Source organism: Kribbella sp., from assembly GCF_035687465.1.
Lineage (GTDB): Bacteria > Actinomycetota > Actinomycetes > Propionibacteriales > Kribbellaceae > Kribbella.
This window is the reverse complement of the sequence record NZ_DASRXP010000325.1, coordinates 1-21,303: the sequence shown is the minus strand read 5'-3', so window position 1 is coordinate 21,303 and position 21,303 is coordinate 1. Positions and strand designations below refer to the sequence as shown.

Sequence of the window (21,303 nt, the reverse complement as noted above, 5' to 3'; positions counted from 1 at the left end):
GAACTGCTGATCACCGCGGTCGGCCAGCTCGACATCGCGGTGGTGGTCGGCGTGACTCTGTTCGCGGCGTTCCTGGTGATTCTCGCGAACCTGGTGGTGGACGTGCTGCACGGAGTACTCGACCCGAGGGTGGGCCATGCCTGAGCCAGTACTCGAGGTGCACGATCTGCACGTGACCTTCCGGACCGAGGGTGGTCTGGTCCCGGCCGTGGCCGGGATCGACTTCTCGGTCGCCAAGGGCCAGACGCTCGCGATCGTCGGGGAATCCGGTTCCGGCAAGAGCGTCAGCTCGGCCGCGGTGATGGGCCTGCTGCCGCCGAACGCCGACCTCAAGGGCGAGGTACTGCTCGACGGCCGCGAGCTGGTCGGACTGGCGCAGGACGAGCTCCGCAAGATCCGCGGCAACGACATCGCGCTGGTCTTCCAGGACGCGCTCTCCGCGCTCAATCCGTACTACTCCGTCGGCTGGCAGGTCGCCGAGGCGTACCGGTTGCACCACCACGTCTCCAAGAAGGAGGCGCACCAACGGGCGGTCCGGATGCTCGACCTGGTCGGCATCCCGTCGGCCGAACAGCGGGCGAAGGCCTACCCGCACGAGTTCTCCGGGGGAATGCGGCAGCGGGTCGTCATCGCTATGGCTTTGGTGAACGACCCGAAGGTGCTGATCGCGGACGAGCCGACGACCGCACTCGACGTGACCGTCCAGGCACAGATCATGCGGCTGCTCGCGGACGTTCAGACCGAGTTCGGCACCGCTCTCGTCCTGATCTCGCATGACCTCGGGGTGGTAGCCGAGGTCGCCGACGACGTCCTGGTCATGTACGCCGGACGCGCGGCCGAGGTTGGCTCCGTACGGGACCTGTTCTTCCGCGCGGCACATCCCTACAGCCTCGGGTTGCTCGGCGCGATGCCGCGGGTCGACGTACCACCGAAGCGGCGGCTGGCCACGATCCCCGGTAGTCCGCCGTCACCCGGTTCGATCGAGACGGGCTGCGCGTTCCAGCCCCGCTGCGCGTACACCGAGCGCGTGGGGGAGCGCTGCATCACGGAGCGTCCCGAACTGACCCCGCGCCCCGGCGAAGGCAACCACGAGGCCGCCTGTCACCTCGGCCGCCGGCCGGAGGTCACCCTGTGAGCACGGACGAGCTACTCCGCCTGGACGGGGTGAAGAAGTACTTCGGCCTCCGCGGCTCCCCGTTCCGCCGCGCGGTGGCGGTGAAGGCGGTCGACGGCGTCGATCTCGTCGTACGGCGTGGCGAAACAGTCGGTCTCGTCGGTGAGTCAGGCTCCGGTAAATCCACTCTGGCCCGGGTCTCGACCCGGCTCCTGGATCCGACCGCGGGCAGGGTGGAGATCGGTGGCCAGGACGTCACCCGGCTCCGCGGTCGCAGGCTCCGGCCGGTCCGCCGGAAGATCCAGATGGTGTTCCAGGATCCGCAGGCCTCGCTCAACCCGAGGCAGTCGGTCGGCACGATCCTGACCACGCCGTTCCGGGCCCAGAAGATCCGCCCGACCCGCGCACAACTGGTCGAACTGCTCCACCAGGTGGGCCTGTCCGAGGAGCACCTGGAGCGCTATCCGCACGAGTTCTCGGGTGGTCAGCGGCAGCGGATCGGCATCGCGAGAGCGCTTGCTGTGAGGCCGGAGTTGCTCGTCTGCGATGAGCCGGTCTCGGCGCTGGACGTGTCGGTCCAGGCGCAGGTGCTGAATCTCCTGGCCGATCTCCGCGACGAGCTCGGCTTGTCGTACGTGCTCGTGGCCCACGATCTCGCGGTGGTCCGGCAGGTCTCCGACCGGATCGCGGTGATGTACCTCGGCACGATCGTGGAGGAGGGCCCGGCGGCCGAGGTGTACTCGTCGCCCGCCCATCCGTACACCCGGGCCCTGTTGTCCGCAGTACCGGTGCCTGAACCGGGTGCGGTGCGGGACCGGATCGTGCTGACCGGGGACGTGCCGACCCCCATCGATCCGCCCTCCGGATGCCCGTTCCGCACCCGGTGTTACAAGGCCGAGGACGTCTGCGCGACGACCCGGCCGGTGCTGGAGCCAGTAGCCGGCGGCGCCCACCGCGTCGCCTGCTACTTCCCTGAAACACCCCTTGAGAGGACATCATGAGACGCACGAACCGAGCGGTCGCGGTCGCGGCCGCCTTGGCGCTCGCGGTCACGGCCTGTAACGCCAACAACTCCAGCCCAGGCAGCGGCAGCAGTTCCGCTGCCGAGCAGGGCGGCACGTGGCACATTCTCAGCACCAGCAAAGAGATCAGTCTCGACCCGGCGAAGAGCCAGAACCTCGCAACCAGCACGATCCATCTGGTACTGCGCGGCCTGACCTCGTGGAAGACGTCGCCGGACAAGGGCGCCGAGCTCGTGCCGGACTTGGCCACGGACACCGGTCAGGTCAGCGCCGACGGCAAGACCTGGACGTACAAGCTCAAGCCTGGCCTCAAGTACTCCGACGGTTCGACGATCGTTGCCGCTGACATCAAGTACGGCGTGGAGCGGTCCTTCGCGCCGGAGTTGTCCGGCGGGCTGAGCTACCACAAGCCGCTGCTGGTCGGCGGCGACAAGTACACCGGTCCCTACAAGGGCCAGCAGCTCGCCTCTATCGAGACGCCGGACGACAACACGATCATCTTCAAGCTGAACAAGGCGTTCGGCGACTGGCCGTGGATCGTCAGCATGCCGGCATTCTCCCCGGTGCCGAAGAAGGCCGACACGGATCCGACCACCTACGGTGAGGATCCCGTTGCCAGTGGCCCCTATCAGGTGAAGAGCTATTCGCCGGGCTCGAAGCTCGAGCTGGAGCGCAACCCCAACTGGGACAAGGCGTCCGACCCGGCCCGCACCGGGCTGCCGGACTCGATCGTGACGGACATGGGCCTGCAGGCGGACGTGGTCAACCAGCGGCTGGTCGCGGACTCCGGCGACGACCAGTTCGCCGCCTCGACCGGTGCCCCGGTCACGGCCGCGCTGATCCCGACCGTGACGGGCAACCCGGCGGTCAAGGCCCGCGTCGCGACCTCGCCGTCGGGTGCGCTGCAGTTCCTGGCGATGAACAACAAGCGCCCGGGGCTGTCGAACCCCGCGGTCCGCAAGGCGATCGAGTACGCCGTCGACAAGCAAGCGGTCCAGGTCGCCCAGGGCGGACCGGAGTTCGGCGGGGAGATCGCGACCACGCTGATCACTCCCGGTATCGACGGTTACAGCAAGTTCGACCTCTACCCCGCACCGCCGGCGGGCGATCCGGACAAGGCGAAGTCGATGCTCGCGGCAGCCGGGGTGAGCAATCTGAACCTGGTGCTCGCGGCCGACAGTGACAAGCTCGGCGTGGCCCAGGCGATCCAGCAAGGCCTGAAGCGGGCCGGCATCACCGTGACGATCAAGCCCTACGAGGCCGAGGCGCTGACGGATCTCATCACCGGACCCAAGGGTGACTACGACCTGACCGTTCAGAGCTGGCTGCCGGACTACCCGAGCGCGCTCGGCAACATCCAGCCGCTGTTCGCGTCCTCGGAGATCGGCAACGGCGGGTTCAACCTGTCCCGCTACTCCAACCCGCAGGTGGACGCCGCGATCGCCGCGGCGACCGGTGAGCCCGACAAGACGAAGGCCGCTGCCCAGTGGGCCGCTCTGGACAAGCAGATCCTCGCGGACGCGCCGTTGGTTCCGCTGATCTATGCCCGGAACGCGTTCCTGCACGGCTCGAAGGTGCAGAACTTCTACCTGCCGCCGTACCCGCCGTACCCGAATGTTCTGATCGTCGGGCTGAGCAAGTAGAGCCTTAAGTACGGCCCTCGGTTTCCTGGGCCTCGAAGAGGGTCGGCTGGGTCTCGGCATCGAGTCCCCAGTCGGCCCTCATCACTGTGTAGCCGGCCTGCTCGGCGGCCGCGCACACCTTCACGTCGTCATCGACCAGTACTGCGACCGGCCGCTCCTCCGCGAGAGTCTTCAGCCGGGCGAGCTTCATCACCGCGGACGGCCGGCGATCGTTGTTCCCGCGCATCAGCAGCTTGCCGTCGGGGAACCCGTTGTCCTCGAACCACTTCACCGTGTCCCGCCGCAGCCGCTCGGGCCGCCCGGTCAGGTAGACGATCTCGTGGTCCTCGGCCAGTTTGGTGGCGACTGCCAGCCCTTCCTCGAGCACGGCGTCTTCCTTGGCGTGGGCGAAGAACGAGGCCCAGTCCTTCGGCCGCCGCTCGATGAACTGGATCCGCTTGCTCGTGTCGGACAACGTCGCGTCGATGTCCAGTACGGCGTACGGGCGCAGGTCGTTGTCAGGCACGAACCCCAGCTAACCAGGTTGCGCGGTCGATCGCGTACTCCACCTCGCCGTGTTCGGTGCCCGGCAGCGGATCGTCGTACTGGACGTGGTAGACGCGGACGAACCGCAGCCCGGACTTCACCATCACCCGGCGGGACTTCGTGTTCACCGCCATTGTGTCGGCGACCACCTTGTCCACGTCGAGGTCGGTGAAGGCCTTGGCGATCAACGCCTTGGTCCCCTCGGTCGCGTAGCCGAGGCCCCAGGCGTCGCGGTGCAGCCGGTAACCGACGTCGACCGTTCCCGGCCGTTGCGTCGGCAGCAGCCCGAACCAGCCGACGAACCGGCCGCTCGCCTGCTCGTGCGTCGCGAAGGTGCCCAGCCCGGGGTGACGCTCGTACGTCGCCAGGATCCCGGGCAGTACCTTCAACTCGATCTCCTCGCGCGGCGTCGGTTCCCCGGTCAGGAACCGCATCACCTCGACATCGGAATCGAGCTCGGTGAGCGACTCGACATCGCCCGCCGTGAACCTCCGCAGTACCAGCCGCTCGGTCTCCAGGTAGACGTCCACGCCCTGATCCTCGCGGCCCCGGCGCCCAGGCTCAAGCGGATTTGGTGTTCGGATGGCGGGCGGTGTGGGGGTTGTGGGTGTGTTGGTTGGGAGATGTCGGCGGGGGCGGCTAGCGTTCTGACCGCAATGGAAGAGTCGATCACGTTTCTGCACAGCTCCGACTGGCAGCTGGGAATGATGCGCCGGTTCCTGGGGCCGGACGGTCAGGCCCGCTGGGGCCAGGCGCGGCTGGATGCCGTCATGCGGATCGGCGACGTGGCCAAGGAGACCGGCGCGGCCTTCGTGGTGGTCACCGGGGACGTGTTCGAGCACAACCAGGTCGAGCGGCAGACGATCCTGCGTGCTTGTGAAGCGCTGAAGCGGATCGAGGTCCCGGTGGTACTGCTGCCGGGCAACCACGACGCCCTCGAACCGGGCTCGCTCTGGACCTCGGCGCAGTGGACCGGCCATGCGCCGGACCACGTGACTGTCGTGACCGACACCAAGCCGCTGGAGATCATCGCCGGCGTAGAGATCATCGGCGCGCCCTGGCGTTCGCGGCGACCGGTGTCCGATCCCGCCGCTCCCGGGTACGCCGAGCTGTCGCCGGCGCGCCCTGGTACGACGAGAATCCTGCTCGCCCACGGGCAACTGACCAGCCTCAGTGGCGGGATGTCCGACGTACCGACGATCGATCAGGTCGCCCTCGAAGCAGCAGTCGAAGACGGACGGCTGCAGTACATCGGTCTGGGCGACCGGCATTCCACCACCAAGGTCACCGAGCGGATCTGGTTCTCCGGGACGCAGGAGGTCACCTCGCCCGAGGAGAACGATCCTGGCAACGTGCTCGCGGTGACGCTCGGTGCCGGCAGCGTTGAGGTGAAGCCAGTGCGAGTCGGCGCCTGGCACATGGTCGAGCACCACGCCGAGCTGTACGACGAGGAGTCGCTGACCGCGTTGGAGGACTGGTTCGCCGAGCTTCCGGAGAAGGAGCGGACCTACGTCAGGCTTGCGGCCGACGGCTCGTTGTCGCTGCCGTTGCTGAGCCGGCTGGACGCGATGGTCGACGCCCAGGGCGAGGTGTTCGCGAGCGTCGAACGCTGGGCGAAGTTCTGGACGGTCCGGCCTGCTCCGGACGCGGCCGACCTGGATGCCTTGCAGTTGAGTGGTCCCGCGCGGGCCGCCATGGAGGAGTTGCGTCAGGCGCTGGCCGGTGGTGACGAGGGCGCCGGGGCTGCCCTCACGTTGATGCACAGACTGGCGCGGGACGCGGGATGAGGCTGCACAGCCTGACGCTGCGGAACTTCCGTGGCGTCAAGGACCGTACCGTTGACCTGCCCGCGATCGGCACCACCGTCGTGGTCGGCGACAACGAGGTCGGCAAGTCGAGCCTGGTCGAGGCGTTCTCGCTGGTCTTCGACTTTCCGGACGACTCCAAGTCGACCCGGATCCGCGACATCCAGCCGGTCGGCCAGGACGTTGCGCCCGAGGTGACCGTCGAACTGACGCTGGGCGGCCGCGAGCTGACCTATACCAAGCGCTGGCTGAAGAACCGCTCCACCGAGCTGGCGATCGTGGACCCTGAGGGTCGGCGTCAGACCTGGACCGGTCGCGAGGCGCACAACGAGGCCGAGCGGCTGTTCGCCGAGAACGTCGATCCCGTGCTCTGGCAGACGTTGATGGTCGGCCAGGGCCAGTCGCTCGTGCTGCCGACCCCGGCCGACGCCGAGCCCTTGATCACCGCCGTGACGGCAGAGTCCGGTACGCCGGTCGACGGCGCCTCGATGCCACTCGTCAGCGCGGTGGAGCACGAGTACCTGCGCTACTGGACCCGGGGTGGTCGCCCGACCGGCGAGTTCGCGAAGTCCGCCGCATCGGTGGCGACGGGGGAGCTCACCGCGGCGCAGGCGTTGAAGGCGATGGACGAGGTGGTCGCCGACATCCGTCGCGCCGAGCGTCTCGCGCTGGACCTGGACGACCTGAGCAGCCGGCTCGGTGATCACCTCAAGTCCGTCGAGGAGCTGCGCGAACGCAAGAAGGCGACCGACGAGATCCTGCTCCGGCGTGATTCCGTGAAGGCCCGGGCCGAGACCGCCCGCGCCCGGCTCGAGAACCACACCCGCACGCGGGTCGAGCGGGAACGCTTGCTGGACGAGGTCGAAAGGTTCACCAAGGCTGATGCGGAGCTCGCAGCCCGTCGCAAGGACGCAGAGACGGTCGCCCGCAAGGCGGCTGAGGTCGTGCACGCTGCCGAGGCGACGCTCGCGGAGGTCGTGGAGCTCAAGGACGAGCGGCGCACCGAGGTCCAGGATGCGGAGCGACTCGTCTCCGCTCTGATGGATCGGGCGGAGCTTGAGCGGTTGGCCGGTCAGCAGGCAGAGCTGATCGACGTCCGGGCGCGGATCGCCGCCGCAGGGACTGTGCTCGACGGGATCAAGGTTGACGATGCGACCGTCACCGCGCTGGAAGACGCGCGGGCGAGGATCGTCGAGGCCCGCGCGGCGCTGGCGGCCGGAGTACCGGAAGTCTTCGTACGGCGGACCGGGGCTGAGGCGGTCGAGTTGTCGGGGACCGGGTTGGACGCCGGCTCCGGTCGCAAGGTGCCTGCGTCTCTGGCGGAAGACGGCGAGGTGGAGCTGCTGGTCTCCGGGGAACTGCTCGTCGGCGTACCGGGGCTGGTGGAGGTCAAGGTCCGTGCGGGTGGCGAGGCGGCCACTTTGCGGGCGACCTTCGACGAGGCGGTTCGGCGCGAGAAGGATTTGCTGAAGAAGGCCGGCGTTCGGGATCTGCCGGCTGCGCGGGAGTTGCTGCGCAAGGGGGATACGGCGTCGGCGGAGTTGCAGGAGGCACGGCGTACGGAGCGATCGCTGACCGCGGGTGGCGACCCGGCGGAGCGGATTGCGGTGCTGGCGGCGCGACTCGGGATCGTTGAGGGCGAAGAGACAGCTGAGGGGCGCGAGAGCGCTCAGCCCGCGGTCGTCAGCGTGCCGGGGCAGATGTCGTTGTTCGAGCAGTTCGAGCCGGATGAGAATGCCTTCGACTTCGAGGACCTCGAGGTGCCGGCGCCTCTCGACGTCGGTGAGCTCGCGGTGGCGCAGCGGCGGCTGGAGACTGCGCGGACCGAGCTGGCCGAGGCAGAGCGGCTGCTGGCGGACGCGGAGTTCGCGGCCGCGCAGGCGCGGAAGGCGGCAGACGAGGACCGATCGGAGTCGCAGCAGGCTCGCGCTCGCGCGGAGTTGGCGGGGGAGCGGTTGGCCGCAGCGCTTGAGGCCTTGGAGGCCGCGCGGTCCCTGCTGGCCGACGAGGACGTCGAGGGTGCTGAGGTCGAGGCGACGGCCGAGGTCGAGGCGGTGCTGGAGGAGCTGACCGCGGTCCAGGAGCAGGCCGACTCTGTCAGAGCCGATGAGGTTGCGGGGGAGTTGGCCGATGCGCTGGCGGTCGCGACTCGCCTGCAGGGTGAGCGGGATGTGTTGCGGGACTCGTTGCGGACGACCGAGGGTCGGCTGGAGCAGTCGGGGCGAGATGGGCTCGCTACCCGGCGGGACACGGCCGAGCTCGAGCTCGCCGCTCTTCGTTCTGAGCATGAGAGTTTGAAGCGGCGAGCGGATGCGGCCCTGCGGGTTTACGAGACGTTGGGGCGGCACCGGGCCGAGGCGCAGACGAAGTACTCGGAGCCGTTGCAGAGCAGGATCGAAGCGCTCGGTCGCAGCGTCTACGGGCCGAGCTTCCGGGTCTGGCTGGACGACGACCTAGCGGTCGCGGAGCGCGAGCTGGACGGCGTTCGACTGCGGGTCGAGGCGTTGTCGACGGGTGCGCAGGAACAGCTCGCGATCATCACCCGGCTGGCGATCAGCCACCTGGTCAGCACAGGCGAAGGCAGCGTCCCGGTGATCTTCGACGACGCCCTCGGCTGGTCCGACAAAGGCCGCCTCCGCGATATGGGCGCCCTGCTCGGCCGCGCAGGCGACCACGGCCAGGTCATCATCCTCACCTGCATGCCCGAACGCTACGAACACGTGCCGCGAGCAACATTCCTCAAACTCGAGGCTTAGGCCATCGAGATCAGGGCGGCCGGTGGGAGAGTCGGAGTGGTCGCGCCGGGGTTGTTCTCGATGGTCAGGCCGAAGGCGATCTTGTCGGCTACGCCGCCCTGGATGAGCTTGGACTGGTCGCCGGTGGCCTGGCCCCCGGCGAGGCCGGCGGAGTGCATCGTGCGGGACTTGTCCATCAGCCAGAGTTGGTAGGTCTTGCCGTCGGGGAGCTTCGGCAGGTTGTTCAGGAGGACGATCGCCTTGTCCTGGCTTGCCGACATCACCACTGCGGCCTGGCCGCCTCCGGTGACGTTGCCGCGGACCGTCTGGGCGTCTGGTTCGGCTAGGAGGGCGGCTAGTTCCTCGTTCTGCTTCTTGGTGCGGGAGTTGTCGCGGTACTGGTCGATCGCGATGCCGCCCGCGCCGGCGACGGCGAGACCGGCTGCCGCGAGTCCGAAGAAGGATCTGCGGCTGAGGGCCTTCCTTGGCTTTTGCGGCTCGTCGTGTTTGAGGAGTGGGGGGAGTTGGCGGGTGGTGGTGATCTCGGCGAGGACGCGGGCCTTCAGGGCGGGAGGCGGGTCGGCGGCGACCGCAGTACCAAGTTTGTTGGCTGCTTCGCGGAGTTCCGCGACCTCGGCGCTGCAGGACCGGCAGTCGGCTAGGTGTGCTTCGAAGCCGAGGCGCTCGTCCTCGGGCAGTGCGTTCAGTACGTAGGGTCCGGTCAGAGCGTGCACTTCCGGTGTCGTCATGGCCCTCACCTCCCCGTTACACCCAGGCAGTCGCGCAGCCGGATCAGGCCGTCGCGCATCCGCGCCTTGATCGTCGCCAGTTTGGCGTCCAGCAGTTCCGCGACCTCGCGGTAGGAGTATCCGCCGTAGTAGGCCAGCGTCACGGATTCCCGTTGCAGCTCCGTGAGGGCTGACAGACAGTGCCGCACCTGCTGGACCTCGAGGTTCGTGGTGACCGCCTCGGAGACTTCGTCGTACTCCGTGGTCGCGGACGCGGCGGCAACCGCCTGCTCCCGGTCGGTGGTGGACTGCTCGGAGCGAACCCGGTCGATCGCCCGCCGATGCGCCATCGTAAGGATCCACGAGGCGAGCGAGCCACGGTCGGCGTCGTACCGGGTGGCGGTGCGCCAGACCTCGACCATCACCTCCTGCGTCACCTCTTCCGACTGGGCCGGATTGCGCAGCACCCGCCGGATCAGCCCGTAGACCCGCGGTGCCATCAGGTCGTACACCTGCCCGAACGCCACCGCATCACCCCGGGCGACGCGCGCCATCAGTTCGGCCGGCGTACCGGCCGCCACATCGGCCATCACCGGCCAAGGCAGTGCCGTCGACTCCTCGCTCACAGGCGCATCCTCATCTTCCGTACCACGGGTCCGAGGTGCTTCGGAGCAGATCGCGCTCCGGATGGGTCAGGTCTTCGATTCGCCTCAGGCTAGTCCCATCAGGCCCAGTTCCGGCGTACCGCGAGCCAGTCGAGGAAGGCCCAGGCGTAGAGCCGCTGGTGGCGCCGGAGCTCGGCGGTGCAACCGGGTGGGGGTGGTACGTCGAGCTTGTCGAGCATGTAGGAGGCAATCACCGCGGCGTAGCAGTCGAGATCATCCGCCGGTACGTCGGCGGTGAGCGGACTGCGCTGTAGTGCCTCGAGGGTGTCGATACCGTCGCGATGGGCGAGCGGGAGTAGTCCGACCCAGTCGATCCAGTTGGGTCCGAGGCCAAGCCAGTTCCAGTCGAGAGTCCAGCACTGGCCGGACTGGTCGATCAGCAGATTGTCTGGCCGGAGGTCGCCGTGAGTCGCGGCGTCACCTTTGAGCGCCTCGGGATAGCGATCCACGAGCTCCTGCAGCTCAGGCAACCTGCCACCGAGCCACGGCTGGAACCCGACCGGCGCCGGACGATCACCACCGAGCACCTCCCGAGCCAGATCCTTCGGAAACTCCGCTGACATCACGGCTTCGATGAACGACCCGACCCCCGGCAACTCCGGACTGGGCGAGAGAGCCTCAGCCATCACCTCACAGTTCGCCGTCACCGCGTCAAACTCCTCCGCACTCCACGGCACCCCCGGCATCCGCCCCCGCACCCGCCCAGCCACCACCGCAAACCACTGCTCCGCGTGTGCGGTGGCGATGATCTGCGGCACTCGGACGGCTGCGGGGAGGAGCGGGACTATTTCTGCTTCGCGTTGGTAAGCGCGGTAGGAGTGCGTCGACTCTTCGGCCGCTTTGACGAAGACCTCGCGGCCGTCTGTCAGCTTCACCGGCGCGGCGAACCCCCCGGTGAAACCGGACCTCACCGACGGACCGGCCTCGGCGATCTCGGTGCCGAGGGCAACGGCCAGGGAATGCTGGAGATCCTCGGGGAGCGCCCTCCAGTCAGGACGCAGCGAGGTGGCGTTGTAGTCGACGACGGGTGGTCCTTCCATGGCGCAGACCCTAGTACCGTGACGGATCGTGGATGGGTCTGTGGCGCTCGAGGTGCTTGATTTGGTGGGCATCTTTGTGTTCGGGATCACCGGGGGACTGGTCGGGGTCCGGAAGAAGCTGGATGTGTTCGGGATCCTGGTGCTTGCTCTCGTCACCGGGCTCGGTGGCGGGTTCATCCGGGATGTTCTGATCGGGGCTACGCCACCGGCGGCGCTGATCGACTGGCGGTATCTGGTCGTGCCCGTCGCGGCAGGGCTGCTCACTTTCTTCCTGTATCCGCGGATCGGGCGGGTCGAGCGGCTGGTGAACGTCTTCGACGCGGCCGGGCTCTCGCTCTTCTGTGTGACGGGTGCCCTGAAGGCCCTCCAGTACGGACTCCCACCGCTGTCCGCCGCGCTCGTCGGCACCATCGCCGGCATCGGTGGCGGCGTCATCCGCGATGTCTTGTCCGGCCGCGTGCCGGTCGTCCTCCGCTCCGAGATCTACGCGACCCCAGCCTTTCTCGGCGCCGGCATCGTCGTCGTGGCGGACGCCCTCGGCTACGCCCCACCCTGGGTCGCCGGAGCCGCCGCAGCCCTCTGCTTCACCATCCGCCTCCTAGCCATCCGCCGAGGCTGGAACGCCCCGCTACCTCGCATACCGTGAGCGGATGGAGACGAGCGACGGATCGGTTCTTCGGATCGCAGTGGCGCAGAGCACCGGTAGCCAGGATCCCAGCGAGGCCGAGATCCGGGCGAACGGCAAACACGTGCGTGAGCTGATGCGGCAGGCGCACGACCAGGGCGCGCGGCTGATTCTCTTCCCCGAGGGAGCGCTCTCCGGTTACCCGTCCAAGCACCTGATGTCCCGGACCAGCCCGGAGGCCGGACCGGCCGACTGGGACAAGGCCGACTGGCTCGTACTACGCGCCGAACTCGACGAGACCATCGCACTCGCCGGAGAGCTGGAGCTCTGGACCGTCATCGGCTCGATCCATCGATTGACCGGGTCGAACCGGCCGCACAACAGCGTGTATGTCATCTCCGCGGCAGGCGAGCTCGTCGACCGCTACGACAAGCGTCTGCTGTCCTTCACCGAGATCTCGCACCTCTACACCCCCGGAACAGCACCGGTCGTCTTCGATGTCGAGGGGTACCGCTTCGGTTGCGCGGTCTGCATCGAGGTCAATTACCCCGAACTGTTCCTGGAGTACGAACGGCTCGGCGTGGACTGCGTCCTCTTCTCGTCGTACTCCGAAGATCCGATGTTCGGCGTACTCGCCCAAGGCCACGCAGCCGGCAACAGTTACTGGCTCGCGTTCTCGGTCCCGGCTCAATACAGCCCCTCGGTGCCTGCCGGGGTGATCGCGCCGAACGGCGAGTGGGTGGCTCGCGGATCCACGGACGGCCTACCGGACGTCGTCCTGTTCGACCTGGATCCGTCCGCACCGGATGCCGAGGAGGCGGTGACCTACCGGCGCCCCTGGCGGTTGAAGGCACGCTCAGGGCTCTACAACGAGCACTTCGTCACAGACCCCCGAAGCCAGACCAAGACCCTGCCCTAGGCGCCCAACCACTGCGTGGCACCGGCAGTGGCAGGTGTTGGCGCTGGCAGGAGCGAACCACCCGCTTTGGCGAAGACAGTCGGGGCTAGTTGTGGGCGAAGCGGGTTTTGGGGCGGGCGAAGGTTACGGCGATGCTCGCGACCAGCGCGCAGGTGATGCCGATGGTGACGGGGACCCAGTAGGCGGTTGAGGCGCCCCAGATGTCTACGGCGTGGCCGGCGGCGGCGTTGCCTGGGGCGACGCCGAGCAGGATGCCGGTGACGGTCCAGGTGATCGCTTCGGTGAGGCGCTGGGGTGGGACCCACTCCTCGACGCACGCGGTGACGGCGACCATGGTCGGGGCGATGGTCAGACCCGCGAAGAAGAGGACGACGCCCACCAGGAAGATGTTGCCTACCCAGGGCAGCGGTGCCAGCGAGATGGCCAGGGCGATGGTGCCGATCAGGAGGCGGCGCTCGACCGGAGCACGCCAATGGATGGACCCGTACCAAAGCCCCGCGAGCAGGCTGCCGAACGCCCAGACGGCCAGGACGACGCCAGACATCCCCGGCTGCCCTTCGGCTGCGGTGAAGGCGACGGTGACGACCTCGGCGCTTCCGAGGGTGGCTCCCAGGCCTACTCCGATCAAGCTGAGCAGCACCAGCGAGAGCATCGGGAGTGGGGCCTGCTCGACGCCGTCGGATTTCCCCCGGCCCGGCGGATCGGATGCCTTCAGCAGGGCGAGCCAGATTCCACCGAAGAGGCCGAGAGCCCCGGCCGCGCCCAGAGCGGCGTACGGGCTGACCTGGGTCGCCAGGAACGTGACCAGGACGGGTCCGAGGATGAAGACGACCTCGTCGCCGACCGCCTCGAGTGCGAACGCGGTCTGCAGGGCGCGCCCGCGGCCGAGCAGGTAGGTCCAGCGGGCCCGGACGAACGAGCCGACCTGCGGACGGGTGCCGCCGGCAACGAACGACAGCAGGTACAGCGCCCAGTGCGGGGCGTCGATCCGGACGGCGATCAGTAGCCCGACGAGGCCGATCGTGCAGAGCACGCTGCCGACCAGGATCAGCAGCCGCTGGCCGAACCGGTCGACCAGCCGGCCCTGGATCGGCCCGGTGAGTGCGCCCGCGACGACACCGACGCCGGAGACCGCTCCGGCCAGACCGTAGGAACCGCTCTCCCGCGCGATCAGGATGACGGTGCCGAGCCCCAGCATCGAGATCGGCATACGACCGGTGATCCCGGCGGCGAAGAAGGCGCCGGCACCGGGACGGCGCATGAGGTGTGCGTAGGGCTTCAGCATGGGGGACCGTGCACACCGTATCTGCCCGGCCTGAGAACATCGTTGTATGCCCGTCGAAGTGTCGCCCGATCCAACCCCGCCAGATCCAACCCCGTACGACGCCGTCCTGCTGCTCTCCTTCGGTGGTCCCGAGCAGGCCGAGGACGTGCTGCCCTTCCTGCAGAACGTCACCCGCGGCCGAGGCATCCCGGACGCCCGGCTCAAGGAGGTCGGCGAGCACTACTACGCACTCGGCGGCCGGAGCCCGATCAACGACCAGAACCGGGCACTGCTGGCGGCACTGCGGGTCTCGTTCGACGAGCTCGGCCTGGACCTGCCGATCTACTGGGGCAACCGGAACTGGGCGCCGTACCTGACCGACACGATGCGGCAGATGGCCGACGACGGCGTACGCCGGGCTGTGGCGATCGTCACCAGCGCCTACCCCTCGTACTCCGGCTGCCGGCAGTACCGGGAGAACCTCGAGGACGCGGCGAGAAACGTGGAGAGCGCTCCCCGCTTCGACAAGCTCAGGCACTACGCGAACCATCCCGGCTTCGTCGGGTCGTTCGTCGAGGCCACCGCCGAGGCGATCGGCCGGCTGCCCGAGGGTTCCGCGATCGCCTACGTGACGCACTCCATCCCGACCGCGATGAACGAGACCAGCGGACCGGACGGCAACGGGTACCTCGATTGGCATCTCGACGTGGCCGCGGAGATCACGGCCGAGCTGGAGAAGCGCACCGGCACCACCCGGCGTACCGATCTCGTCTACTGCTCACGTTCGGGCCCGCCGCAGGTGCCCTGGCTGGAGCCGGACGTGAACGAGCACCTGGAGGAGCTGGCGAGCGCCGGTGTGCCCGGGGTCGCGATCGTGCCGATCGGGTTCGTCAGCGACCACATGGAGGTCATCTACGACCTCGACACCGAGGCGGCCGAAACCGCCGCCAAGCTCAAGCTGCCGATGGCCCGCGCGGCAACGCCGGGCACCGACCCGAGGTTCGTGACGATGCTCCGCGACCTGGTGGTGGAACGCGCCGCCGCCGAGCGCGGGGAGCAGCCCGACCGGCCCTGCGTCGGCACCCTCGGCCCCGCCTGGGACGACTGCCGCCACGATTGCTGTCCACCTCTGCGCCGACCCCCGGCCGCCACCTCACCAGCGCCTACCGCCACACCGGCATAAAGGAATCTGCATGAGCTCCGAGAACCCCCAGGACCTGCTGAAGCTGGCCGTCGAGGTGGCTACCGAGGCCGCCCAGCTGATCGTCGAGCGGCGCCGCGGCACGATCACGGTCGCCGACACCAAGAGCACGGCGACCGATATCGTCACCGCGGTCGACCGGGAGTCCGAGGAACTGATCCGGGCCCGGGTCCTGCAGGCGCGGCCGGACGACTCCTTCCTCGGCGAGGAGGGCGACGACGTGACCGGTTCGAGTGGCGTCCGCTGGGTGGTGGACCCGATCGACGGCACCGTGAACTACCTGTACGACATCCCGACGTACGCGGTCTCCATCGCGATCGAGGACGGCGGGCAGACCGTGGCCGGCGTGGTCGTGGACGCGCCGAAGGGCGAGGTGTTCAGCGCGACGCTCGGCGGCGGCGCGTTCCTGGACGGCAAGCCGATCCGGGTCTCGGACTGCGACGAGCTGGCCAAGGCCCTGGTCGGCACGGGCTTCGGGTACGACGCCACGCGGCGCGCGGTCCAGGCCGAGGTGGTCCAGCACCTGATCGCCAAGGTCCGCGACATCCGGCGGATCGGGGTCGGTGCGATCGACCTCTGCTATGTCGCCTGCGGCCGGCTGGACGCGGTCTACGAGCGGGGCCTGAACCCGTGGGACTACGGTGCCGGCGCGCTGATCGCGTCCGAGGCCGGAGCCACGGTCGGCGGACTCCACGGCGCGCCCGTTTCGCCCGAGATGTCGCTGGCCGCGACCCCGGCCGTCTTCGGCCCGCTGCACGACGCTCTCGCGGCCGCGAACCCGCTCAGATCGTAAAACTGCTCATTACTGCGTAAAACATGCACTAATGAGCAAACGACTGTTCGGTCCTGTCTCAATCCGCGACACGCGGGTCGTCAGATGGACCCCGGCGCGCGCGAAGGCCTCTCGATAGGGCACAATCCCCTCCTCGGGGGCGGTATGTATGCCGCTGCCAGCCTGTCTGTCAAGGGTTTCGGGGGACCAGGGATTCCAGCATGGAATTTCTCGGCCGCTTTACCCGTTCAAGGGCTCAGCAGGCAAGACCACGGGTACAAAGAGGGCAGGGAACACCATGGCGACTGACTACGACGCCCCGCGCAAGACGGACGAGGACTCCAGCGAGGAGTCGATCGAAGAACTGAAGACTCGCCGTCACGACAAGAACTCCGGCAAGGTCGACGAGGACGAGGCCGAGGCCGCTGAGAGCTTCGAGCTGCCCGGCGCCGACCTGAGCCACGAAGAGCTCGCGGTGCGGGTTCTCCCGCGCCAGGCCGACGAGTTCACCTGTTCGAGCTGCTTCCTGGTTCATCACCGCAGCCAGCTCGCGAACAGCAAGAACGGCCAGCTGATCTGCCGCGACTGCGCTGCCTGAACAACAGCTCTCTCGCCCTGCTCGGCTGATTCCGTACCACGGGACTGCCCCCTTCGTGGGGGCGGTCCCGTTTTTGTTAGGTCGTCAGCTTGTCGGTCTTGTCCTCGTACCCCGGCGGCAGGTTCCCGGTGGACTTCAGCCAGTACTTCGCCGCCCGCTGCTCCGCGAACCGCTTGGCCGCGGCAGCCGAGGCCCCACTGGCCACGGCCCACGTCACGACCTCGACATAGCCGGCCTTGTTCCCCTTCGGCGGCTCCCCGCCGGACCCGAGCTTCCAGGCCGTGGTGACCGCCTTGTTGGCGACCAGCCCGACCACGATCGTGAACGCGGCGAGCACGAGCTTCCAGCCGATCTTGGCTCCGACCACAACTGCCTCCTCCTACAGATCCCCGACTATCAGGATCTTGCCACGCTGTTCTCCGTCAAGGCCGCTGCCAGCCGTTCCGGGTTGCGCGTGGCGATCAGCCAGTACGGCGCCGGGTCGTGGGCGTCGGTGATCTCCACCCGGACCGCCCCGGGCAGGTAGCTCCGCAGTACTAGATAGGCAGCGGGGTCGCAGTCGCGGCCGAAGGCGTGCCGTGCGTCCTCGCCGGTCAGTGGCTCCACCTTGCCCAGATAGGCCCGGTCGATGGTGGCTCTGCCGGCCTGCAGCTTCTGCGGATCCACCTGCACCACAGCACCGCCGTACCGGAGGAACAGGGTGATCAGGAGCGCCGCGGAGACCCCTCCGACGGCCAGGCCTGCTACCTCGCCGGCGGGCACTGCGGTGATCAACCAGAGCGTGAGGACTGCCAGGGCGGCGATGAGCCACCAGCGCACTGGAACGCTCAACCGCTCGCGGTAGTTCGACACAGGACCAGCCTGGCACGTGGCCTGTCGGAGGGCGTAGGTAGGGTCGCCTCTCGTGATCGAGCCACCGACCCGAACGGCGACGCCGCAAGGCGAGCTGGAACCGGCAGTGCGGCACCCCGACGCTCCGGAGCCTGGCACGGTGTTGCCGTCGCACTATGAGAACTGTGTGGCCTGCGGGCCTTCCCATCCGACCGGTCTGCGGTTGGTGTCGACGGCCGGACCCGGAGTGAGCGTCACCGGCGAGTTCACCGTGACCAAGGATCATCAGGGTGCACCCGGGCTGGCGCATGGCGGCGTACTGGCGTTGGCACTGGACGAGACGCTGGGCTCGCTGAGTTGGCTGCTGCGGCGCCCGATGGTGACTGGACGGCTGGAGACTGACTACATCCGCCCTGTTCCGGTCGGCGCCACGTTGTCGCTGCAAGCGACTTGCCTGGGCTTCGAGGGCCGCCGGATGTACGCCAAGGCTGTCGGGCGGCTGGACGGTCCGGAGGGCAACGTGGCGTTGCGGGCGAGTGCTGTGTTCGTTGTCGTCCCGCGAGAGCACTTCACTGAGCACGGCACGGATATGGCGGCCGACAAGGTCCACGACTACGAGGTGAACCCATGACCGAGGTACTGATCCAACGGCTCGACCCGGAGCTGCCGGTCCCGGCGTACGCGCATCCCGGCGACGCCGGCGCGGACCTGGTGGCGACCAGCGACGTCACGCTGAAGCCGGGGGAGCGGGCGATGGTCGGGACCGGGATCGCGATCGCCCTGCAGGACGGGTACGCCGCGTTCGTGCACCCGCGGTCGGGCCTGGCCGCGAAGCACGGGGTGTCGATCGTGAACGCGCCGGGCACTGTGGACGCTGGGTACCGGGGCGAGATCAAGGTGTGTCTGATCAATCTGGATACGTCGGCCGAGGTCACCCTGCGCCGCGGCGACCGGATCGCGCAGTTGGTGATCCAGCGGGTGGAGAAGGCCCGGTTCGTCGAGGTCGAGAAGCTGCCGGGTTCGGCCCGGGGTGACGGTGGGTACGGATCGACCGGCGGTTTCGGTGATGTGACACGCTGACCAAGTGCGTTCCGATGACCTACGGGATGCGCGAGACTACGGTGCTTTGACTCACGATCGAGGAAGTAGGCAAGAGCAGTGATCTTCCGCCGCAAGGCCAAGAACGAGGACACCGAGACGACCGATCTGGCCGGCAGCGACGAGAGCGTTGCCGACGCGAGTGGTTCCGACGAGTCGGCCGCGGACGAGCCGGCCGCCGGTACCGCGGAGGTCCGGACGGACGGCCCCCTCGACTCGAGCGAGGTGGATCCGGAGCTGCTCGAGGCGGAGGACCGGATCGACCTCGGCGCCTTGGTGATCACCGGTCTGCCCGGCATGGAGCTGCGGCTGCAGGTGGACGAGCAGAGCGGAGACGTGCAGGCGATCCTGCTGGTGCTGGAGGATTCCGCGCTGGAGCTCCGCGCGTTCGCCGCGCCGAGGACGGCCGGCATCTGGCCCGAGGTCCGGCGTGAGATCGCCGCCGAGGCGACCCGGATGGGCGGAACCGCCTCCGAGACCGAGGGCCCGTTCGGTACCGAACTGGTGCTGGTGGTCCCGGTCGAGGACCCCGAAGGCCAGATCTTCAGCCAGACCTCCAGGGTGATCGGCGTGGACGGCCCGCGCTGGCTGCTGCGGGCCACGGTGCTCGGCCGGGCCGCGGTCGAGCCCGATGCGGCGCCGCCGATGGAGCAGGCGTTGCGCGACGTCATCGTCGTACGGGGCTCGGAGCCGATGGCGCCGCGGGAGTCGCTGGCGCTGCACCTGCCGGCCGGGGCACAAGCGGCCACTGAGGAAGAGGCCTGAGCGCGATGCGCGGACTACACTGCCCTCATGGGTAGCGACAAGACCGGGGGGCTTTTCAAGCGTGCCTTCCGCGGACTGGCCGGCGACCGGGACCAACAGGACGCCGAAGTGCTGCAGGACTACGCGCACGACTGTGGCGCGCGGTCGATCACCGGTTGTCATGACCGGGAGATGGTGACGCTGTTCGGAACCCTGCGGACGATCACGTTCAGCCCGCGCGGCGGCGTACCGGCGCTGGAGGGTGAGCTGTACGACGGCACCGGCACGGTCAAGCTGATCTGGCTCGGCCGGCGCAAGATCGCCGGGATCCACCCGGGATCCGAGTTGATCGCCTCCGGGCGGATCGGGGTCGTGGACGGTGACCGGGTGATGTTCAACCCGAAGTACGAGCTCCGTCCGACGGCCGCGCATGGCTGACCCGGCGCAGGGCAGCCGCCGCGACCAGCGGCTCGACGAGAACGTCGACGAGCACCTGGACGAGAAGCTGGTCGAGATCCTGCGGCCCGAGTTCGAGGCCGCGGAGTCGGCGCTGTCCGACGACAAGGCTGCTACCGAAGAGCCGGCGGTCGAGAAGCGGCCGGCCACCACTGACAAGGACTTCTTCCACGCGCTCGGCGGCTGGGGCGCGCTGCTCGACATCGGCCTGCCGTGGATCGCGTTCCTGATCGTCTACGCCGCGACGGACCACAACCTCAGGACCGCGCTGATCGTGGCGATCGCCTGTGGCGCCGCGGTGGCGCTGCTCCGGCTGGTCCGCCGGCAACCGCTCCGCAATGTGCTCGGCGGGTTCGTCGGCGTACTGATCTCCGCGTGGGTCGCGAACCGCAGCGGTCGCGCTGAGGACGTCTACCTACCAGGTCTGCTGACGAATCTCGGGTACGGCCTTCTGTACCTGCTGACCGTTCTCTTCCGCTGGCCGTTGTTCGGCCTGATCTACGGCGTCATCACCCAGACCGGTACGGCGTGGCGCCGCGATCCCGCGATGCTCCGCGGCTTCAACCGCGCGACGCTCGTCTTCGTCGGGCTGTTCGCGATCCGCCTGGTCGTCCAGGTGCCGCTCTACCTGACCGGCAGCCTGAACGCCCTCGGCATCGCGAAGATCGGCCTCGGGCTCCCGTTCTACGCCCTCGCCCTCTGGCTGGCCTACGCAGTACTGCGTGGCTCCCTCCCCGCCGACAAGTGGGACGAAGCCAGAGACCACGTAACCCACCTACTCGGCGGCGGCAAAAAGAAGAAGTAGGCACACCCCGGCCGCCTCGGTCGACGTGGTTCGTGGTTGATCGTGGTCGTCGGCGCCGCATTGTGGGGCCGATACCGGTCTACTGGGCGCTATCGGTCGAACAGCCCGCTATCGGCGGTAGGCGCGTCCGGGTGGATGCCGGGTCGTTGGACAGATGCCGGTCTGTAGGGCGGTATCGGTCGAGCAGGCGGGCATCGGCTGGGGCGGTTCACCGGCTGGTCCGCTTGGTGGTGCGCGCGTTCCGCTAGGTGGTTCGCGAGGTCTCGCTCGCCGGAAAGCGCCGCTGACCGGGCCGTTTTTGGGGGGTTATCCCCCGATAGGGTGGGTGGCCCCACGGTGTTTTCGGGTGATCAGCCACAGTTTGAGGGGATAACCCCCCTCCTGATTCGGCACGAAGGGCCACCAGCCGGGGGCATGGGTACACCAATCGCCGAGGTCACGGAATCACCAGCCGTCACTCCCGACGAACCATCCGCGCGGCTGACCCGACGAACCACCCGGGCGACACCCCTCGACGGAATCCCTGTCATTTGTGGCCGTTCTTCTCAGCGGCTCCGGGCGTAGCTGCGTCCTTCCCTGGTCGTGGTGAGGTGTGTCAAGGGTCGAACTTGTTCGAGCCCGAAGGGCCGCGAAGCGCCCTTGACTCACCTCGCCGCGACTAGCACCATCACGCAGCCCGGCGACGCGAACCACCCACACCTATGTACCCCGCG

23 protein-coding genes are annotated in these 21,303 nt (G+C 68.4%); 15 read left to right on the top strand and 8 right to left on the bottom strand.

Annotation, left to right across the window (positions count from 1 at the left end; translation table 11 throughout):
- Window positions 1-136: 136 nt before the first annotated feature.
- Genes VFG33_RS17010 through VFG33_RS17000 form a run of 3 tightly spaced genes read left to right on the top strand, consistent with a single transcriptional unit; the run spans window position 137 to window position 3,779 of the window.
- Window positions 137-1,135, top strand: a complete 999-nt coding sequence (locus VFG33_RS17010; RefSeq protein WP_325053853.1) for an ABC transporter ATP-binding protein — start codon at window positions 137-139, stop codon at window positions 1,133-1,135.
- A complete protein-coding gene (locus VFG33_RS17005; protein ID WP_325053852.1) occupies window positions 1,132-2,115 on the top strand; it encodes an ABC transporter ATP-binding protein in 984 nt (327 codons plus the stop codon). The genes VFG33_RS17010 and VFG33_RS17005 overlap by 4 nt, the downstream gene beginning before the upstream one ends.
- Window positions 2,112-3,779, top strand: coding sequence for an ABC transporter substrate-binding protein (locus tag VFG33_RS17000; RefSeq protein WP_325053851.1), 1,668 nt, complete (start codon window positions 2,112-2,114; stop codon window positions 3,777-3,779). The genes VFG33_RS17005 and VFG33_RS17000 overlap by 4 nt, the downstream gene beginning before the upstream one ends.
- Window positions 3,780-3,783: 4 nt before the next feature.
- On the opposite strand, the gene VFG33_RS16995 is transcribed toward VFG33_RS17000, so the two are convergent.
- Both VFG33_RS16995 and VFG33_RS16990 read right to left on the bottom strand, forming a co-directional pair.
- Complete coding sequence (locus VFG33_RS16995) at window positions 3,784-4,284, bottom strand: phosphatase domain-containing protein (RefSeq protein WP_325053850.1); 501 nt, start codon at window positions 4,282-4,284, stop codon at window positions 3,784-3,786.
- Complete coding sequence (locus VFG33_RS16990) at window positions 4,277-4,834, bottom strand: GNAT family N-acetyltransferase (protein WP_325053849.1); 558 nt, start codon at window positions 4,832-4,834, stop codon at window positions 4,277-4,279. The genes VFG33_RS16995 and VFG33_RS16990 overlap by 8 nt, the downstream gene beginning before the upstream one ends.
- A 126-nt stretch (window positions 4,835-4,960) precedes the next feature.
- Here VFG33_RS16990 and VFG33_RS16985 point away from each other — a divergent pair, with 126 nt between their 5' ends.
- Together VFG33_RS16985 and VFG33_RS16980 are read left to right on the top strand one after the other, a co-directional pair.
- Entirely contained in the window at window positions 4,961-6,091 is a 1,131-nt protein-coding gene (locus tag VFG33_RS16985; protein ID WP_325053848.1) for a metallophosphoesterase family protein, read from the top strand.
- Window positions 6,088-8,865: an AAA family ATPase gene (locus VFG33_RS16980; protein WP_325053847.1), complete on the top strand. Its 2,778-nt coding sequence runs from the start codon at window positions 6,088-6,090 to the stop codon at window positions 8,863-8,865. Before VFG33_RS16985 ends, VFG33_RS16980 begins: the two co-directional genes overlap by 4 nt.
- On the opposite strand, the gene VFG33_RS16975 is transcribed toward VFG33_RS16980, so the two are convergent.
- From VFG33_RS16975 to VFG33_RS16965, 3 genes are all read right to left on the bottom strand, one after another.
- A complete protein-coding gene (locus tag VFG33_RS16975) occupies window positions 8,862-9,593 on the bottom strand; it encodes an anti-sigma factor (RefSeq protein ID WP_325053846.1) in 732 nt (243 codons plus the stop codon). The genes VFG33_RS16980 and VFG33_RS16975 overlap by 4 nt on opposite strands.
- 5 nt (window positions 9,594-9,598) lie before the next feature.
- The gene (locus VFG33_RS16970; protein ID WP_325053845.1) at window positions 9,599-10,198 is read right to left on the bottom strand and encodes an ECF RNA polymerase sigma factor SigK; all 600 of its coding nucleotides are present in this window, start codon (window positions 10,196-10,198) and stop codon (window positions 9,599-9,601) included.
- Window positions 10,199-10,296: 98 nt separating this feature from the next.
- Complete coding sequence (locus VFG33_RS16965; RefSeq protein ID WP_325053844.1) at window positions 10,297-11,277, bottom strand: phosphotransferase family protein; 981 nt, start codon at window positions 11,275-11,277, stop codon at window positions 10,297-10,299.
- Between the two features lie 28 nt (window positions 11,278-11,305).
- On the opposite strand from VFG33_RS16965, the gene VFG33_RS16960 reads away from it, so the two are divergent.
- A complete protein-coding gene (locus VFG33_RS16960; protein ID WP_325053843.1) occupies window positions 11,306-11,923 on the top strand; it encodes a trimeric intracellular cation channel family protein in 618 nt (205 codons plus the stop codon).
- Between the two features lie 4 nt (window positions 11,924-11,927).
- On the top strand, window positions 11,928-12,821 hold the full coding sequence (locus VFG33_RS16955) for a carbon-nitrogen hydrolase family protein (protein WP_325053842.1): 894 nt from the start codon (window positions 11,928-11,930) through the stop codon (window positions 12,819-12,821).
- Window positions 12,822-12,906: 85 nt separating this feature from the next.
- Here VFG33_RS16955 and VFG33_RS16950 read toward each other — a convergent pair whose 3' ends face one another.
- Entirely contained in the window at window positions 12,907-14,082 is a 1,176-nt protein-coding gene (locus VFG33_RS16950; RefSeq protein ID WP_325053841.1) for an MFS transporter, read from the bottom strand.
- A gap of 70 nt (window positions 14,083-14,152) precedes the next feature.
- Here VFG33_RS16950 and VFG33_RS16945 point away from each other — a divergent pair, with 70 nt between their 5' ends.
- The 3 genes from VFG33_RS16945 (at window position 14,153) to VFG33_RS16935 (ending at window position 16,656) form a co-directional block, all read left to right on the top strand.
- Complete coding sequence (locus VFG33_RS16945) at window positions 14,153-15,268, top strand: ferrochelatase (RefSeq protein ID WP_325053840.1); 1,116 nt, start codon at window positions 14,153-14,155, stop codon at window positions 15,266-15,268.
- Window positions 15,269-15,278: 10 nt separating this feature from the next.
- Window positions 15,279-16,079: an inositol monophosphatase family protein gene (locus tag VFG33_RS16940; RefSeq protein ID WP_325053839.1), complete on the top strand. Its 801-nt coding sequence runs from the start codon at window positions 15,279-15,281 to the stop codon at window positions 16,077-16,079.
- Window positions 16,080-16,356: 277 nt separating this feature from the next.
- The gene (locus tag VFG33_RS16935; protein ID WP_012921380.1) at window positions 16,357-16,656 is read left to right on the top strand and encodes a DUF4193 domain-containing protein; all 300 of its coding nucleotides are present in this window, start codon (window positions 16,357-16,359) and stop codon (window positions 16,654-16,656) included.
- 76 nt (window positions 16,657-16,732) lie between these two features.
- Here the strand turns inward: VFG33_RS16935 and VFG33_RS16930 are convergent, their stop codons facing one another.
- Entirely contained in the window at window positions 16,733-17,023 is a 291-nt protein-coding gene (locus VFG33_RS16930; protein ID WP_325053838.1) for a DUF4235 domain-containing protein, read from the bottom strand.
- A 29-nt stretch (window positions 17,024-17,052) separates the two neighbouring features.
- A complete protein-coding gene (locus VFG33_RS16925; RefSeq protein ID WP_325053837.1) occupies window positions 17,053-17,508 on the bottom strand; it encodes a DUF3093 domain-containing protein in 456 nt (151 codons plus the stop codon).
- Between the two features lie 52 nt (window positions 17,509-17,560).
- Between VFG33_RS16925 and VFG33_RS16920 the strand changes: the two genes are divergently transcribed.
- The 5 genes from VFG33_RS16920 (at window position 17,561) to VFG33_RS16900 (ending at window position 20,590) form a co-directional block, all read left to right on the top strand.
- Window positions 17,561-18,118: a PaaI family thioesterase gene (locus VFG33_RS16920; RefSeq protein WP_325053836.1), complete on the top strand. Its 558-nt coding sequence runs from the start codon at window positions 17,561-17,563 to the stop codon at window positions 18,116-18,118.
- Complete coding sequence (gene dut, locus VFG33_RS16915) at window positions 18,115-18,567, top strand: dUTP diphosphatase (RefSeq protein WP_325053835.1); 453 nt, start codon at window positions 18,115-18,117, stop codon at window positions 18,565-18,567. The genes VFG33_RS16920 and dut overlap by 4 nt, the downstream gene beginning before the upstream one ends.
- Window positions 18,568-18,645: 78 nt before the next feature.
- Window positions 18,646-19,350: a DUF3710 domain-containing protein gene (locus VFG33_RS16910; protein ID WP_325053834.1), complete on the top strand. Its 705-nt coding sequence runs from the start codon at window positions 18,646-18,648 to the stop codon at window positions 19,348-19,350.
- Window positions 19,351-19,377: 27 nt separating this feature from the next.
- Window positions 19,378-19,767, top strand: a complete 390-nt coding sequence (locus tag VFG33_RS16905; protein ID WP_325053833.1) for an OB-fold nucleic acid binding domain-containing protein — start codon at window positions 19,378-19,380, stop codon at window positions 19,765-19,767.
- A complete protein-coding gene (locus tag VFG33_RS16900; RefSeq protein WP_325053832.1) occupies window positions 19,760-20,590 on the top strand; it encodes a DUF3159 domain-containing protein in 831 nt (276 codons plus the stop codon). Before VFG33_RS16905 ends, VFG33_RS16900 begins: the two co-directional genes overlap by 8 nt.
- Window positions 20,591-21,303: the final 713 nt, after the last annotated feature.

What these genes read in the sequence shown, in the direction of transcription:
- VFG33_RS17010 (WP_325053853.1), top strand. Translation starts at nt 137, where the DNA reads ATGCCTGAGCCAGTACTCGAGGTGCACGATCTGCACGTGACCTTCCGG.
- VFG33_RS17000 (WP_325053851.1), top strand. Translation starts at nt 2,112, where the DNA reads ATGAGACGCACGAACCGAGCGGTCGCGGTCGCGGCCGCCTTGGCGCTC.
- VFG33_RS16985 (WP_325053848.1), top strand. Translation starts at nt 4,961, where the DNA reads ATGGAAGAGTCGATCACGTTTCTGCACAGCTCCGACTGGCAGCTGGGA.
- VFG33_RS16980 (WP_325053847.1), top strand. Translation starts at nt 6,088, where the DNA reads ATGAGGCTGCACAGCCTGACGCTGCGGAACTTCCGTGGCGTCAAGGAC.
- VFG33_RS16975 (WP_325053846.1), bottom strand. Translation starts at nt 9,593, where the DNA reads ATGACGACACCGGAAGTGCACGCTCTGACCGGACCCTACGTACTGAAC.
- VFG33_RS16965 (WP_325053844.1), bottom strand. Translation starts at nt 11,277, where the DNA reads ATGGAAGGACCACCCGTCGTCGACTACAACGCCACCTCGCTGCGTCCT.
- VFG33_RS16955 (WP_325053842.1), top strand. Translation starts at nt 11,928, where the DNA reads ATGGAGACGAGCGACGGATCGGTTCTTCGGATCGCAGTGGCGCAGAGC.
- VFG33_RS16950 (WP_325053841.1), bottom strand. Translation starts at nt 14,082, where the DNA reads ATGCGCCGTCCCGGTGCCGGCGCCTTCTTCGCCGCCGGGATCACCGGT.
- VFG33_RS16945 (WP_325053840.1), top strand. Translation starts at nt 14,153, where the DNA reads ATGCCCGTCGAAGTGTCGCCCGATCCAACCCCGCCAGATCCAACCCCG.
- VFG33_RS16940 (WP_325053839.1), top strand. Translation starts at nt 15,279, where the DNA reads ATGAGCTCCGAGAACCCCCAGGACCTGCTGAAGCTGGCCGTCGAGGTG.
- VFG33_RS16935 (WP_012921380.1), top strand. Translation starts at nt 16,357, where the DNA reads ATGGCGACTGACTACGACGCCCCGCGCAAGACGGACGAGGACTCCAGC.
- dut (WP_325053835.1), top strand. Translation starts at nt 18,115, where the DNA reads ATGACCGAGGTACTGATCCAACGGCTCGACCCGGAGCTGCCGGTCCCG.
- VFG33_RS16905 (WP_325053833.1), top strand. Translation starts at nt 19,378, where the DNA reads ATGGGTAGCGACAAGACCGGGGGGCTTTTCAAGCGTGCCTTCCGCGGA.
- VFG33_RS16900 (WP_325053832.1), top strand. Translation starts at nt 19,760, where the DNA reads ATGGCTGACCCGGCGCAGGGCAGCCGCCGCGACCAGCGGCTCGACGAG.